A 13851-nucleotide genomic window follows, 5' to 3' on the forward strand; every position below is an offset into this window, starting at 1 on the left:
CGTCGCCGCGCCCGTCCGCGCGGCCCGAGGCCGCGCCGCCGTCGCGGTCTCCGGCCAACCCGGCGCCGGCCGCCGCGCCGCCCAGCGCGGCCGCGCCCTTCTTCCCCCGCCGACCCAGCTTGCGCGTCGGCGCGTCGTCGTCGTCGACGGTGCGCTCCAGCGCGTCGACGAATTCCGCCGCGCTGTCCCACCGGTCCTCGGACGCTTTCGCCAGTCCGCGTTCCAACACCGCGTCAACCGCCTTGGACAGCTCGGGCGCGCGGGTGGACGCCGGGGGCACCGGATCCTCGAGGTGCGCGCGGGCCTGTGCGGCGAAGTGCTCGGCCTCGAACGGCCGCGAACTCGTCAGCAGCTCGTAGGCGACGACGGCCAGCGCGTAGCGGTCGGAGGCGGCCGTCGCCGGCTCGCCCATGGCCTGCTCGGGCGACAGGTAGGCGGCGGTCCCGAGCACCTGGCCGGTCGCGGTCAGCTGGTCCTCCCAGGCGACGCGGGCGATGCCGAAGTCGCCGACGGCGAGCCGGTCGTGGTCGTCGAGCAGCAGGTTGCCGGGCTTGATGTCGCGGTGCACGACGCCGGCCTCGTGCGCGGTGTCCAGCGCGCTGGCCGCCTCGCGCAGCCAGCGCAGCTTCATCTGCGCCGGGATCTGGCGGCCCGACTTCATCGCGTCCCCGACCGAGCCGCCGCGCATGATCTCCATGACCATGAAGACCTGCCGCTGGTGCTCGCCGACGTCGTAGATCGTCACCACGTGCGGGTGCGAGGAGAGGCCCGCGGCGGCCCTCGCCTCGCGCTGGAAACGACGGCGCGCGCGGTCGTCCTCGCCGAGATGCGAAGCCAGCAATTTCACCGCTACAGCGCGGTCCAGAAGCTCGTCGTGCGCCTCCCAGACGCTCGCCATGCCACCGTTGGCGAGGTGCCTGATCACGCGGTAGCGATCCGGCAGGGAAATGCGATCCGGTGAGACCGAAGGCATCAGGTACACGGTACCCGCCGCCCGCCCTCCTATACTCTGCGGCTCCAATGGCTCGAATCTGTCACTCCTGCGGCAAGCGCCCGGCCTTCGGCCAGAGTCGCTCGCACTCGATGGTCGCGACCAAGCGGCGTTTCGATATCAACGTCCAGAAGGTCCGCATCCTCGAGAGCGGTGCGCCGAAGCGCGTGTACGTGTGCACGCGCTGCCTCAAAGCGGGCAAGGTCACGAAGGCCTAACGGACGGCCGCGCACGTCGTGGCCGATCCGAGCCTCCTCCGCTTCCGCTTCGTCATCGAGGCTGCGCTTGCGCACCTCGAATCACGTCGCGAAGAGGTCAACAACCTGAACGTCTTCCCGGTCGCCGACGGCGACACGGGGGACAACATGGCGCTGACGCTGCGCGCCGTCCTCACCGAGCTCGACAATCTCTCCACCCAGGGCGAGATCGACGAGATCGGCCGTGACCAGATCGTCGAGTCCGTCGCCCGCGCGGCGCTGCTCGGCGCGCGCGGGAACTCCGGCGTCATCCTCAGCCAGCTGATCCGCGGCGCCGCCGAGGAGCTCATCTCCCGGCCCGGCGAGCTCGTGGACCCGGTGCTGATCGCCGCCGCCATGGCCCGCGCGGCCGACCGCGCGTACGGCTCGGTGCGCGACCCTGCCGAGGGCACCATCCTCACCGTCGTGCGCGAGATGGCCGCCCGTGCCGCGAGTGAGATCGCGCACATGGCTGAGCCGCGGCTGCAGCACCGCGTGGACGACGCGACGCAGAACGAGATGCTCGCCTACGTGCTCGAGCACGCGTTGGACGCCGGCGAGGCGTCGGTCAAGCGCGGCCCCGAGCTGCTGCCGATCCTGCGCGAGTCCGGCGTGGTCGACGCCGGCGGCTACGGGCTCACCGTCATCTTCGCGGGCGTGATCGCGGCCCTGCGCGGCAACGAGCCGCCGCCGCTGGAGCACCACGCGCCGGCCCGCATCACGCACCCGCAGCACCATTCCTCGACCTACCGCTACTGCACGAACTTCGCGGTCACGGGCGACAACCTGGAGCCGACGCCCTGGCTGCCGCGCCTGGAGGCGCTCGGAGATTCGGTGCTGGTCGTGGGCGACTCGGCGACGCTGAAGGTCCACGTGCACACCGACGAGCCCGAACGCGCCACCGCGCTGTTCGACGGCGCCGGCGAGGTCTCGCGCCTGGACGTCGCGGACATGCACGAGCAGGTGGAGCAGCGCAAGGCCCGCGTCGGCGGCACCATCGACGCCTGCGGCGTGCTCGCCGTAGTCAACGGCGACGGCATGCGCGCGCTGTTCGAGGGCCTCGGCGCGAGCGTCCTGGACGGCGGTCCGACCCTGAATCCGAGCACCTACGAGCTGCTCGCCGGCATCCACGACATCCCGGCCGAGGAAGTCGTCGTGCTCCCGAACTCGCCGAACGTGCGCATGGCCGCCGAGCGCGCCGCCGAGCTGAGCGAGAAGGCGGTCCGGGTCGTGCCCACGCGCTCGATGGCGGCAGGGCTGGCGGCGGCGGTCGCGCTGGACTCCGGGGCCGACTCCCGGCGCAACGCGGCGTCGATGGAGGAGACGCTGCGCCACGTCCGCACCGGCGGAGTGACGGAGGCGGCGCGGGACGACACCCAGGGGCGCTTCCGGCGCGGGGATTCGGTCGGCTTCATCGACGAGGAGCTCGTCGCGTGGGGCGAGGTCGAGGAGACGCTGGAAGTGGTGCTCGGTGAGTTGGGCCGCGAGGCTGAGCTGCTCACCGTGATCGAAGGGGACGGGGCACCGCTGGCGAGGGAAGCGGTCGCGGCGCTCGCGCCCGACACCGCCGAGGTCGAGTTGTCCCGTGGCGGGCAGCCCGCCTGGTGGTGGCTCGTGTCGGCCGAGTAGAGCCACCCGGGCAAGCGACCCGTCACTTGACCACCGTATGGGTGGTCAACTGACGGATGTCGCTCGCGAAGGGCGTTGCCGTTCACTCGGCCCCGCGCGGCACCACCACCACCGGACACGCCGCCCGCCGCACCAACCGCGAAGCCACACCCCCGAGCAGCACCCGCCGGACGGGCCCGTACCCACGCGACCCGCACACGAGCAGGTCGCACTCACGCTCGTCCAGCGCCGCCAGGCAGTCGACCACGTCGCCCTCGAGCAGCTCGTCCGCCGCCTCGAACGGGAGCCCCGCGACCGCGCGGTCCAGCGCCTCGCGCGCACCCTCCCGCACCGCGCCGAGGAACGACTCCTCGGCGTCGCGCCCGATCACCGGCGAGAAGATCTCCGCGCGCGGTGCGACCACGGTGTACAGCGTCAGCGACGCGCCCGTCCGCTGTACCAGCGCCGCGGCGACGTTCAGCGCCTCGCGGGCCTCCGGCGCGTCGAGGTAGGCGACGCCGATCCGGCGCACGGCCTCTTCCGCCGGCCGGTCTCGCCAGCCACGCGGGGCCACCGCGACGGGGCAGATCGCGCCGTGCAGCAGGCGCTCGCCGGTCGAGCCGGGGGAGATGCGCCGCCGGGCGCCGTGCCGGGAGGAGCCGACCACGATCATCGTCGCGTCCGTCTGCTCGGCCACGTCATCGAGGCCGTGGGCAGCCGAGCTCGAGCCCACGACGCGGAACGTGGCCTCGGCGCCGCGCTCGTCGACGAACCGGCGCGCAGACGCGCTGACCTCCTCGGCCTGCTCGCGCATGTAGCCCACCCACTCGGCGTCGACGCGCCCCAGACCGACCGGGTTCTCCTCGGGGTAGACGCTGACCACGATCAGCGCGGCGTCCGTCGCTTGTGCGAGCTGCGCGCCCAGGGCGGCTGCGTCGTCGCCGGAATCGGACCCGTCGTGCCCGACCACGATGGTCATGATCGATGCTCCCGTTGCAGCACGGAGTGGCGGCGGCCGTACAGGAAGTAGAACGCGATGCCGATCGCCAGCCAGATGCCGAAGCGCCACCAAGTCGCGGCGGGCAGCTCCTGCATGAGGTAGATGATCAGCCCGACGCCGATCAGGGGGAAGATCGGGACGGGCCACGCGAGCGGCACGCGGAACGGCCGCTCCATGTCGGGATGCGTGATGCGCAGGATCACGACGCCGATGTTCACCAGCAGGAAGGCGAACAGCGTGCCGATGTTCACCAGCTGGACGATCTCGCTCAGCGGCACGAACGCGGCGAGCGCGGCGATGAACACGCCCAGGCCGATCGTGAGCTTGGCCGGCGTGCCCGTGCGGGGGTTGACCTTGGCGATGTTGCGCGGCATCAGGCCGTCGCGGGCCATGGCGAAAAAGATGCGGGTCTGGCCGTAGAAGATCGTCAACAGCACCGAGGTGATCGCGACCAACGCGCCGAGCGCCACGATGCTCGCGCCCCAGCTGATGCCGGCGCCCTCGTCGAGCGCGGCGGCGAGCGGCGCTTCGGACTCCTGCAGCGCCTTGGCGTCCAGCGAGCCGACCGCGGCGATCGAGACGAGGATGTAGACGATCGTGCAGATGATCAGCGAGCCGATGATCGCGATCGGCAGGTCGCGCCGGGGCTGCCTGGCTTCCTCGGCGCCCGTGGAGACCGCGTCGAACCCGATGTAGGCGAAGAAGATCACCGCCGCGGCGCTGACGACGCCGTTCACGCCTTCCGGCGCGAACGGGGACAGGTTGTCGGCGCTGAACGCCGTCGCGAACGCGACGACGATGAAGAACGCGAGGATCAGCAGCTTGAAGATGACCATGAAGAAGTTGGCCTTCGCGGTCTCCCGCACGCCGCGCACGAGCAGGAACGTCACGCACGCGACGATCACCACCGCCGGCAGGTTCACGGTCCCGCCCTCCTCGGGCGGGTTCGCGATCGATTCCGGCAGCGCGAAGCCGAATGTGTTGTCCAGGAACTCGTTGAGGTTGCCTCCCCAGCCGACGGCCACGGCCGCGACGGCCACGCCGTACTCGAGGATCAGGTCCCAGCCGATGATCCACGCGACCAGCTCGCCGAGCGTCGCGTAGGCGTACGTGTAGGCCGAACCGGACACAGGGATCGACGACGCGAGCTCGGCGTAGCACAGGGCCGAGAACACGCACGTGACCGCCGCCAGCACGAAGGACAGGATCACCGCGGGCCCGGCGAGGCCGATGCCCTCGCCGATGACGACGAAGATGCCCGTGCCGATGACGGCGCCGATCCCCAGCGCGGTCAGGTCGAGCGCCCCGACCGCCCGCTTGAGGCCGCCCTCCTCCGCGCCGGCCTCGGTGTCAGCGATCAGGCGCGAATGGTCCTTGACCGCGAACGGTCCGGTCGTGCTTCGGCTTGCCCCCATGCCACGTCCCCCTGTGGTCGCGTAAACGGACCTTAAACAACCCGTCGGCGTCGCGTCTTCCCCGCACGCCAGACTTTTCAGTCGTGCCACCGACCGCGTTCGCCAGCTCCGACCCGCTTCCCGAGGGCGGCCGCCCGCGCATGCCGCGCCCCAGCCGGCTGGAGCACGCGCTGGATCTGCCGGGCGAGAAGGCCGAGAAGGCGGGGGAGAAGCTCGGCCTGACGAGCATCGCCGCGCTGCTGGATCACATCCCGCGCGACCGCCGCGCCGCGCGCACGATCGGGGACCTCGTCGAGGGCGAGACGGCGACCGTCGTCGTCGAAGTGTTGAGCATCACCAGCCGACAGGTGCGCCGGCGCGGGATGAAGCCGCTGGTCTCCGCGCGCGTCTCCGACGAGACCGGCACCATGGGCGTCACGTTCTTCAACCAGCCGTGGCTGGAGCGCCGCTACCGCCCCGGCACCCGGCTCCTGCTGACCGGCAAGTACCAGGGCCAGCGCGGCTTCCGCGTCAACGAGCACGCCGAGACGGGCGAGCTGGTGTCCACCGGCGAGGACATGGCGACCTACCCGGCGTCCGAGGGCCTCACGTCCGTGCAGATCGCCGCGCTCGCCCACGAGCACCGGGCCGAGATGCGCAACGTGCTGGACCCGCTGCCCGCCCGCATCCGCGCGCTCGAGCGGCTGCCGGACCGCTGGGCCGCCGTCGACGCCGCCCACTTCGGCGATCAGGAGGGCGGAAGACGACGGCTCGCGTTCGACGAGTTCCTGCTGCTGCAGATCGCGCTGCTGCGCCGGCGCGCCCGCCGCCGCGAAGGCGCGCGCGCCGAACCGCTGCAACCGCCGGCCGCGCTCACCGCCCGCTGGCTGAAGGACTCGCTGCCGTTCACGCCCACGGGCGATCAGTCGAAGGCGATGGCGACGATCGACGAGGACGTCGCCTCCGACCGCCCGATGCAGCGCCTGCTGATGGGGGAGGTCGGCTCCGGCAAGACCGTCGTCGCGCTGTACGCGATGCTGCGCGCGGTCGAGTCCGGCGGCCAGGCCGCGCTGATGGCGCCCACGGAGACGCTCGCCGAGCAGCACTTCGCCACGCTCCAGAAGCTCATGCCGGGCGAGCTCGTGCAGGCCGCGCTGCTGACCGGCTCCACGCCGCAGGGCCGCCGCACCGACCTGCTCGGCAAGCTCGCGTCCGGCGAGCTGAAGATCCTCGTCGGCACGCACGCGCTGATCGAGGACGCCGTGGAGTTCGACCGCCTGCTCGTCGCGGTCGTGGACGAGCAGCACCGCTTCGGCGTCAACCAGCGCCGCAAGCTGGACCGCAAGGCGCCCGCCGGGATGGCGCCGCACATCCTGCACATGACCGCGACGCCGATCCCGCGCACGCTCGCGCTCACCGCCTACGGCGACCTCGACGTCACCTCCCTGCACGAGCTGCCCGCCGGCCGGCGCCCGATCGACACCCACGTCGCCGCCACCGACAACGAGCGCGCCCGCGCCTACGAGCGCATCCGCGAGGAGCTCGACAAGGGCCGCCAGGCGTTCGTCGTCTGCCCGCTCGTCGAGGAGTCCGAGGCGCTGCAGGCCCGCGCCGCCACCGCCGAGTTCGAGCGCCTGCGCGGCGGCGAGCTCAAGGACTACCGCGTCGTGCTCATGCACGGCCAGATGCGCCCGCGCGAGAAGCAGGAGGCGATGGCGCAGTTCGCGAGCGGCGGCGCCGACGTGCTCGTCGCGACGACCGTGATCGAGGTCGGCATCGACGTCCCGAACGCGACCGTGATGCTCGTCGAGGACGCCGAGCGCTACGGCCTCTCCCAGCTGCACCAGCTGCGCGGGCGGATCGGGCGCGGCCAACACGACTCGCTGTGCCTGCTCTTCGGGCCCAAGGAATCGCGGCGCCTGCAGGCGATGCACCAGCACTCCGACGGCTTCCGCCTGGCCGAGATCGACCTCGAGCTGCGCGGCGAGGGGGAGATGCTCGGCGTGCGCCAGTCCGGTCTGCAGGCGTTCAAGTTCGCGCGCCTGCCCGAGGATGTCGAGCTGCTCGAGCGCGCCCGCCGTCACGCCCGCGAGATCCAGGACGCAGATCCCGAGCTGCTGCAGCCCGAGCACGCGCTGATCGAGGACGCGATCCTGCGCACCTACGGCGCCGACGCCCTCGAGCCGATCCCGGCCTGAACGGCGCTCGCGCGCTCCGGGATCACTTCCCGGTTCGGGTCAGGACGCGCTGCCAATGTCACGGTCCGTTCTCGCCCCTCCGTGCACGGAAAGTGCCCGGGTGCAGGGGTAGCGAGCGCACATGCGCAATCGCCCCTTTGCCGCCGCCGTCGCGGCCCTCGCCCTCGCAGCGCCCGCCACCGCCTCCGCGCGTCCCATGGACTTCCCGGAGGACCGCTCCTTCGTGGTCAACGCCGCACACTCGAACCTGGCCGAGATCGCCACCGGCCGGCTCGCCCTGCGCGAGAGCGATGACACCGCCGTGCGCGCCTTCGCGCGGCGCATGATCACCGACCACACCGCCGCCCAGGCGAAGCTGCGCGCCGTCGCCCGCGCGTGGGACACGCGCCTGCCCAGCCGCCCGTCCCCGACCCAGCGCCGCGACGCCGCCCGGCTCGCCGCGCTCGAGGGCGAGGCGTTCGACCGCGCCTACCTGCGCCGCCAGATCGTCGCCCACCGCCAGACGCTCGGCATCTGCCTGCTGGAGATCGACGCCGGCCGCGTGGCCAACGTCCGCGCCTACGCCGCGGAGACCGCGCCGGTCGTCCGCACGCACCTCACCCTGGCGAAGGCCACGCGCTAGAGCACCGACCACTGCCACAGCCGCACGCAGCCGCTCAGCTCGGACGGCGGAACGACTTCAGCCGAGTAGCTGTCGATCAGCCGCGCATCCCAGCACGAGCGGTTGCGGGCGGTGACGGCATAGGTCGCGCCGCCGCCGGAGTCGTCGTAGACCATGCAACGCGTCAGCGCGGGCGTGCACTCCGTGCCGGCGATGAGCCCGAACGCCGCCACGTTGTCGACCGAGACCTCGAGCGAGCGCTCGTCCATCGGCGCCCGGATCACCGTCCGCGCCGCCAGCGCGAACCAGGCGAACGCGAAGGGCGCGGACGCGACCAGGGCGACGATCCAGATCATCCGCGTGCGCATGCGGCGCGAAAGCCTAAGGGGTCTGACCCTTTATCTTGCGCGGCGTGCGGCTGACGCTCGACCACGTCATCCTGCGCGCCGCGGACCCGGCCGCGGCGCTCGACGAGCTGGTCGCGCGGACCGGCGCGCCCGTGCTCGTCCCGGTGCGGGACGCAGGCCCGTTCACGTCCGGGATCGTGCGGGCGAGCGTGGACATCGAGCTGCTCAAGATCGGCAGCACACCGCCGCCGCACGTGCTCGGCTACGGCCTGGGCTTCACCGTTGACGTTCCGCTCACGCAGGCCAACAAGGCGCTCCGGAAGGCGGGCTTCCCGACGTCCGGGACGACCGTCGCCACCGCCAACGGGCGCACGTGGGCGGCGGTCCAGGTCCACGGCCTGCTGCCGGACCCGTTCCCGCTGCCGGTGACCAAGAAGGCGCCCAAGCCGAGCGACCGCGTCGCCGAGCAGCTTGCCGCGTGGCTGACCAAGATCCCGGCGGTGGGTCGGATGGCGACCCGCAAGCCGGGGTCCTCGATGGTCGTCGTGACCGAGTACCGCTTCGACGCCGACGCGTGGCGCGCCACGGCCGGCACCGGGCCGACCGTCGTCAAGGTCGAGGTCGGTGCGCGCAGCCCGAACTGGGCGAAGTTGCCGCTCGAGCCCGGCCCGCTCACGGTCTCCACCGACCTGGAGCCGGGCGTGCGCCGGATCGTCCTCGAGGGCGCGGGCACGCCGTTCACGCTCGGCGACGTGGAGTTCGCGTACGCCGCCGACCCCGCCGAGGCCGACGCCCGCAAGCTCGTTGCCATGGCGGAACGCATGCCGCGCCCGCTCCCGGACGCAGTCGTGGCCGGGCTCGTCCGCGTGCTGCGCTTCTTCCCGCAGGCACCGGACCCCGAGCACTGGCCGCAGACCTGGGTCCGCGCCGCGCGCCTGCTCGAGCCCGCCCAGCTGGACCCGGTCGCCCGCGGCGAGCAGCGCGCCTACCTGACCGCGCTGGGCGCGCTCAAGCTCGCCCAGGCCGGCTACAGCGGACCGCTGATCGACCGCTGGCTCAACGAGGAGCGCGACTACCCGAGCCTGACCGAGGCCGAGCGGGCCGCGCTCAAGCGGGCGGGTTGATCGCGAGCGAGGACGCCTCGCCGGCCTGCAGGCGGGCGACGTGCTCGCGCAGGTTCGTCATCGCCAGCAGGTCCTCGCCGCGCCGGATCCCGCCGAGCACCTCGTCCTCGAGCGCCTCGATCTCCTTCGCCCGCGCCAGGCACGCCTCCAGCTGCTCACGCGGGGCGATCACGATTCCGTCCTCGTCGGCGAGCACGAGCTCACCCGGCGTCACGCGCACACCGCCGAACAGGATCGGTCCGCCCACGCGCGGCGCGACGTCGCTGCGGCCCGCCATCGGCACCGTCCCGCGTGCCCACAGCGGGAGCTCGGGCGGGAGCCCGGCGCGGTCGCGCACGTAGCCGTCGACGACGATCCCGCCGAGCCGGCGGCGGTGCGCCTCGCTCGCGAGCAGCTCGCCGAGCGCCGCCAGCGGCGCGCCGCCCGCCTGCACGACGAGCACGTCGCCGGGCGAAGCCTCACCGATCGCCCACAGCACCGACAGGAACTCGCCCGCCGCGACCACGGTGTAGGCCGGGCCGCACAGGCGCGCCGCGGGCGTCAGCGGGCGGATCGCGGGATCGACGACCGGCAGCGACTTGTCGACGTCGCACAGCGTGCTGACGGGCAACCGAGCGAGGGCTTCATCCATGCGGTCGAGGGTATATGCGCCCTCGTGTGGTGCGGCGCCCTGGCCGAGGACTCGCGCGTGCTGTGGACGATCGCCGGGACGGTCGCGTTCCTCGCCCTGCTCGTCGTCCCGCTCGTGCTGATCGCCCGTGGCCGCGGCGTGCGCGGCCCGCTCGTGCTCACGTGGGTCGCCGCGTCCGTGCTCGCCGCGCTCGCCTGGGTGCTCGCCGAAGGCGTGTGGGCGTTCGCGTTCACCGTCCCGGCCGGGCTCGCCCTCGGCCTCGCGGTCTCCCGGATCGAGGACCGCCGGAGCCCGGGGTCGTTCGCGCTCGTCGGTGGCTTCGGCGGCGCGGGCTGGGTCGCGATCCTGGCGGCGCTCGTGCTCGCGGTGTCCGCCGCGACGGGCACGTGCTTGGATCATCTGTGAGTGCGCGTGATCGCCGGCAACTACGGAGGGCGGACCCTCAAGGCCCCGCCCGGGGACGCCACGCGCCCGACGTCCGACCGGGTGCGCGAGGCGCTGTTCAGCATCCTCGGCACGCGGACCGAGGACGCGCGGGTGCTGGACCTGTTCGCGGGCAGCGGCGCGCTGGGGCTGGAGGCGCTGTCGCGCGGCGCCGAAAGCGTCACGTTCGTCGATGACGCGCACGCCGCCGTCAAGGTCATCCGGGCCAACCTCGAGGCGTTGAAGGCGCACGCCACGGTCAAGCGCGGGGACGCCCTCCGGTTGCTCACCACCGCATCCATCAGCGGCGAGCAATACGATCTTGTCTTCCTCGACCCGCCGTACCGTCATGCTGAGCGCCTCGCGCAGCCGCTGTCGGAGGCCCTCCCCGCCGTGCTGGCGCCCGGGGCGGTGGTGGTGGCCGAGAGCGACAGACGGGCGCCGCTCACGCTCACCCTGCCCCTCACCGACGAACGCCGCTACGGCGACACCCTCATCCGCATCTATGGCCCCTGACCCGCGCATCGCCGTCTGCCCCGGCTCCTACGACCCGGTGACCAACGGCCACCTGGACATCATCTCGCGCGCGTCGGTGATGTTCGACGAGCTGATCGTGGCCGTCGTGAACGCGTCCGTGCGCAAGAGCAGGTCGGTGTTCAGCGCGGAGGATCGGATCGCGTTCATCGAGCGCGCGACCGCGCATCTGGGGAACGTGCGCGCGGTCCCGTTCGACAAGCTCGTCGTCGATTTCGCGCGCGAGCAGGGGGCGAAGGCGATCGTCAAAGGGCTGCGCGCGATCAGCGACTTCGAATACGAGTTGGAGATGAACCAGCTGAACCGTTCGCTGGCCTCCGACGTGGAATCCATCTACCTCATGGCCTCACCGCAGTACAGTTTCCTGTCATCCAGCGGAGTCAAGGAGATCGCCACCTTCGGTGGCGACGTGTCGGGACTCGTACCTGAGGAGGTCGCCCGCCGCTTGCAGGAAGCGCTGGGGCGGTAGCGAAACGGGGAGCCAAATGGACGTCCTGGTACTCATCGACAAGCTGGACGACCTCGTCCACAACGCCAAAGCGGTCCCGCTGACGGACACCGTGCGCGTGGACAAAGAGGAGATCTACGACATCCTCGACCAGATGCGCGCCACGATCCCCGAGGAGATCAAGCAGGCGCGCTGGATCGTCAAGGAGCGCCAGGAGATGCTCGCCGAGGCCAAGCGCGAGGCCGAGCGCATCGTCAAGGAGGCGCGCGAGCGCCAGGAGCAGCTGGTCTCCCAGCAGGAAGTCACTCGCCAGGCCGAGCGCGCCGCGGAGGACATCATCGAGGACGCCCGCGCCCGCGAGCGCGAGATCCGGCTCGGCGCCGAGGACTACGCGGACGAGATCCTCAACACGCTCGAAGTGAACCTGTCCAAGTTCATCGCGGCCGTACAGCGCGGGCGCGAGCGGCTCCAAGGCCGCGACGAGCCGGCTGAAGTCTCCTGAGAGGGCTCGAGCTGGAAGGTCTGACTCGGCGCTACGGCGACCGGGTCGCGCTCGACGGCGTGTCGTTCCGCGTCGAGCCCGGCCAGATGTTCGGCTTCGTCGGCCCCAACGGCGCCGGCAAGACGACGACCATGCGGATCGTCATGGGTGTGCTCGCGCCCGACGCCGGCGAGGTGCGCTGGAACGGTGAGCAGCTGCACACGCGGATGCGGGCCCGCTTCGGCTACATGCCGGAGGAGCGTGGGCTGTACCCGAAGATGCGCGTCAAGCCGCAGCTCAGCTACCTCGCCGCGCTGCACGGCGTCGACGATCCGGACGCCGCGGCGGACCGCTGGATCGACCGCCTCGGCCTGACCGAGCGCGCCGGCGACCGCGTGGAGGAGCTCTCGCTCGGCAACCAGCAGCGCGTGCAGCTCGCCGCCGCGCTCGTCCACGAGCCAGAGCTGCTCGTGCTGGACGAGCCGTTCTCCGGCCTCGATCCGGTCGGCGTGGACGTGCTCTCGGGCGTCCTGCTCGACTATGCCCGCACCGGCGTGCCCGTCGTGTTCTCCTCGCACCAGCTCGAGCTCGTCGAGCGCCTGTGCGAGGCCGTGGCGATCATCAAGGACGGCCGGCTGGTCGCCTCCGGCACCGTCGAGGAGTTGCGCGGGCCGGGTCAGAAGGTGGTCAAGGAAGTGATCGAGCGCCCGACGCTCACCGACCTGTTCCGGGAGGCGGTCAAATGATCAACCGCAACGTGCGCCTGGTCGCGCGGCGCGAGATCACCGAGCGCGCCGGCGAGAAGTCGTTCCTGATCTCGACGGGGATCACGCTGGCGATCATCGTCCTCGTCGTGGTGATCCCGCCGCTGCTGGGCTTGGGCGGGACGTCGGAGTACGTGATCGCGACCGACGCGCAGAGCCGGCCGGTCGCCGAACGCGCCGTCGCGCTCGCCGGCAACTTCGACGCCGAGGTCACGATCAGCGACACCGAGCCGGACGTGCGGCTGGTCGGCGGCGAGATCCGCTCCGAGGAGGAGCCCGACGACACGCTCGTCGGCCTGCTGCAGACCGCCAACCAGGCGCTGGAGCCGAGCCGGCGGCCGGACCTGCGGGTCGTCACGGCCGAGCCGGTCGATCCCGACCGCGACGCCAAGGCCGGGCTGGCCTTCTTCGCGATCCTGATGCTCTACGGCCAGCTGATCGCGTACGGCTTCTACGTGGCGTCCGGCGTGGTGGAGGAGAAGTCCTCGCGCGTGGTCGAGGTGCTGCTGGCCGCGATCCGCCCGAAGGACCTGCTCGCGGGCAAGGTGATCGGGCTTGGGCTGCTCGGGCTCGGGCAGCTGCTGCTGATCGCGGTCATCGGCGTCGCCGTGGCCGGGGTGACAGGAGCGCTGGACATCGACGGCGCGTTGCTGACCGCCGTCGCGCTGGCGCTCGTGTGGTTCGTGCTCGGGTACGCGTTCTACGCCTCGCTGTACGCGGCCGCGGGCGCACTCGTCCCGCGCCAGGAGGAGCTCCAGAGCTCCACGACGCCACTGACCATGGCGATCCTGGTCTCGTTCTTCGCCGGCTTCGCGGTCAACGACGACCCGGACGGCGTCGTCGCGCACATCTGCGCGTTCATCCCGTTCACGGCACCGATCACGATGCCCGGCCGGATCGCGCTCGGCGAGGTCCCGGCGTGGGAGATCGCGGCGTCGGTCGGGGTGATGATCGCGGCCACCGCGCTGCTGATCCCGCTCGCTGCCCGGATCTACTCCGCCGTCGTCCTGCGCACGGGTTCCGCGGTCAAGCTCTCTGAGGCACTGCGGCTCGCCCGACAGTAGGTCAGCA

15 protein-coding genes and 1 pseudogene are annotated in these 13851 nt (G+C 72.0%); 11 read left to right on the forward strand and 5 right to left on the reverse strand.

Going from position 1 to position 13851, the window contains the following annotated elements; translation table 11 throughout:
* The coding region (locus OJ962_RS27010) for a serine/threonine-protein kinase (RefSeq protein ID WP_270006734.1) at nt 1-973 on the reverse strand (973 nt) is incomplete at its 3' end.
* Nucleotides 974-1020: 47 nt separating this feature from the next.
* On the opposite strand from OJ962_RS27010, the gene rpmB reads away from it, so the two are divergent.
* Together rpmB and OJ962_RS27020 are read left to right on the forward strand one after the other, a co-directional pair.
* Nucleotides 1021-1209, forward strand: coding sequence for a 50S ribosomal protein L28 (rpmB, locus tag OJ962_RS27015; RefSeq protein ID WP_202952388.1), 189 nt, complete (start codon nt 1021-1023; stop codon nt 1207-1209).
* An 18-nt stretch (nt 1210-1227) separates the two neighbouring features.
* Nucleotides 1228-2856, forward strand: coding sequence for a DAK2 domain-containing protein (locus tag OJ962_RS27020; RefSeq protein ID WP_202952389.1), 1629 nt, complete (start codon nt 1228-1230; stop codon nt 2854-2856).
* A gap of 82 nt (nt 2857-2938) precedes the next feature.
* On the opposite strand, the gene OJ962_RS27025 is transcribed toward OJ962_RS27020, so the two are convergent.
* Together OJ962_RS27025 and OJ962_RS27030 are read right to left on the reverse strand one after the other, a co-directional pair.
* Entirely contained in the window at nt 2939-3814 is an 876-nt protein-coding gene (locus OJ962_RS27025) for a universal stress protein (protein ID WP_202952390.1), read from the reverse strand.
* Entirely contained in the window at nt 3811-5250 is a 1440-nt protein-coding gene (locus OJ962_RS27030; RefSeq protein WP_202952391.1) for an amino acid permease, read from the reverse strand. Before OJ962_RS27030 ends, OJ962_RS27025 begins: the two co-directional genes overlap by 4 nt.
* Nucleotides 5251-5333: 83 nt before the next feature.
* On the opposite strand from OJ962_RS27030, the gene recG reads away from it, so the two are divergent.
* Together recG and OJ962_RS27040 are read left to right on the forward strand one after the other, a co-directional pair.
* Nucleotides 5334-7427 carry an ATP-dependent DNA helicase RecG gene (recG, locus tag OJ962_RS27035; RefSeq protein WP_270006735.1) on the forward strand — a complete coding sequence of 698 codons (2094 nt, stop codon included), beginning with the start codon at nt 5334-5336 and terminating at the stop codon, nt 7425-7427.
* A 121-nt stretch (nt 7428-7548) separates the two neighbouring features.
* The gene (locus OJ962_RS27040; RefSeq protein WP_202952392.1) at nt 7549-8049 is read left to right on the forward strand and encodes a DUF4142 domain-containing protein; all 501 of its coding nucleotides are present in this window, start codon (nt 7549-7551) and stop codon (nt 8047-8049) included.
* Here the strand turns inward: OJ962_RS27040 and OJ962_RS27045 are convergent.
* A complete protein-coding gene (locus OJ962_RS27045; RefSeq protein WP_202952393.1) occupies nt 8046-8396 on the reverse strand; it encodes a hypothetical protein in 351 nt (116 codons plus the stop codon). The two genes, OJ962_RS27040 and OJ962_RS27045, sit on opposite strands and share 4 nt — an antisense overlap.
* A 44-nt stretch (nt 8397-8440) precedes the next feature.
* Here OJ962_RS27045 and OJ962_RS27050 point away from each other — a divergent pair, with 44 nt between their 5' ends.
* Complete coding sequence (locus OJ962_RS27050) at nt 8441-9499, forward strand: hypothetical protein (protein ID WP_202952394.1); 1059 nt, start codon at nt 8441-8443, stop codon at nt 9497-9499.
* Here OJ962_RS27050 and OJ962_RS27055 read toward each other — a convergent pair.
* On the reverse strand, nt 9483-10130 hold the full coding sequence (locus tag OJ962_RS27055; protein WP_202952395.1) for an RraA family protein: 648 nt from the start codon (nt 10128-10130) through the stop codon (nt 9483-9485). The genes OJ962_RS27050 and OJ962_RS27055 overlap by 17 nt on opposite strands.
* Nucleotides 10131-10154: 24 nt before the next feature.
* On the opposite strand from OJ962_RS27055, the gene OJ962_RS27060 reads away from it, so the two are divergent.
* The 6 genes and pseudogenes from OJ962_RS27060 (at nt 10155) to OJ962_RS27085 (ending at nt 13844) form a co-directional block, all read left to right on the forward strand.
* Entirely contained in the window at nt 10155-10535 is a 381-nt protein-coding gene (locus OJ962_RS27060; RefSeq protein WP_202952396.1) for a hypothetical protein, read from the forward strand.
* The gene (rsmD, locus tag OJ962_RS27065) at nt 10536-11069 is read left to right on the forward strand and encodes a 16S rRNA (guanine(966)-N(2))-methyltransferase RsmD (RefSeq protein WP_202952397.1); all 534 of its coding nucleotides are present in this window, start codon (nt 10536-10538) and stop codon (nt 11067-11069) included.
* The gene (gene coaD / locus OJ962_RS27070; RefSeq protein WP_202952398.1) at nt 11059-11556 is read left to right on the forward strand and encodes a pantetheine-phosphate adenylyltransferase; all 498 of its coding nucleotides are present in this window, start codon (nt 11059-11061) and stop codon (nt 11554-11556) included. The genes rsmD and coaD overlap by 11 nt, the downstream gene beginning before the upstream one ends.
* Nucleotides 11557-11572: 16 nt before the next feature.
* Complete coding sequence (locus tag OJ962_RS27075) at nt 11573-12037, forward strand: ATPase (RefSeq protein ID WP_121257010.1); 465 nt, start codon at nt 11573-11575, stop codon at nt 12035-12037.
* Nucleotides 12034-12705: pseudogene (locus OJ962_RS27080) on the forward strand (ABC transporter ATP-binding protein); the annotation flags it as partial. The gene OJ962_RS27075 and the pseudogene OJ962_RS27080, both read left to right, overlap by 4 nt.
* Nucleotides 12706-12758: 53 nt before the next feature.
* Nucleotides 12759-13844 carry an ABC transporter permease gene (locus OJ962_RS27085; RefSeq protein WP_202952399.1) on the forward strand — a complete coding sequence of 362 codons (1086 nt, stop codon included), beginning with the start codon at nt 12759-12761 and terminating at the stop codon, nt 13842-13844.
* Nucleotides 13845-13851 lie beyond the last annotated feature (7 nt).

The sequence above is a fragment of the Solirubrobacter deserti genome (assembly GCF_027587175.1).
Lineage (GTDB): Bacteria > Actinomycetota > Thermoleophilia > Solirubrobacterales > Solirubrobacteraceae > Solirubrobacter > Solirubrobacter deserti.

Excerpts from the sequence above, each read along its gene's own strand:
- OJ962_RS27045 (WP_202952393.1), bottom strand. The coding sequence starts at position 8,396 with ATGCGCACGCGGATGATCTGGATCGTCGCCCTGGTCGCGTCCGCGCCC.
- OJ962_RS27030 (WP_202952391.1), bottom strand. The coding sequence starts at position 5,250 with ATGGGGGCAAGCCGAAGCACGACCGGACCGTTCGCGGTCAAGGACCAT.
- OJ962_RS27025 (WP_202952390.1), bottom strand. The coding sequence starts at position 3,814 with ATGACCATCGTGGTCGGGCACGACGGGTCCGATTCCGGCGACGACGCA.
- rpmB (WP_202952388.1), top strand. The coding sequence starts at position 1,021 with ATGGCTCGAATCTGTCACTCCTGCGGCAAGCGCCCGGCCTTCGGCCAG.
- OJ962_RS27075 (WP_121257010.1), top strand. The coding sequence starts at position 11,573 with ATGGACGTCCTGGTACTCATCGACAAGCTGGACGACCTCGTCCACAAC.
- coaD (WP_202952398.1), top strand. The coding sequence starts at position 11,059 with ATGGCCCCTGACCCGCGCATCGCCGTCTGCCCCGGCTCCTACGACCCG.
- OJ962_RS27085 (WP_202952399.1), top strand. The coding sequence starts at position 12,759 with ATGATCAACCGCAACGTGCGCCTGGTCGCGCGGCGCGAGATCACCGAG.
- OJ962_RS27055 (WP_202952395.1), bottom strand. The coding sequence starts at position 10,130 with ATGGATGAAGCCCTCGCTCGGTTGCCCGTCAGCACGCTGTGCGACGTC.
- OJ962_RS27040 (WP_202952392.1), top strand. The coding sequence starts at position 7,549 with ATGCGCAATCGCCCCTTTGCCGCCGCCGTCGCGGCCCTCGCCCTCGCA.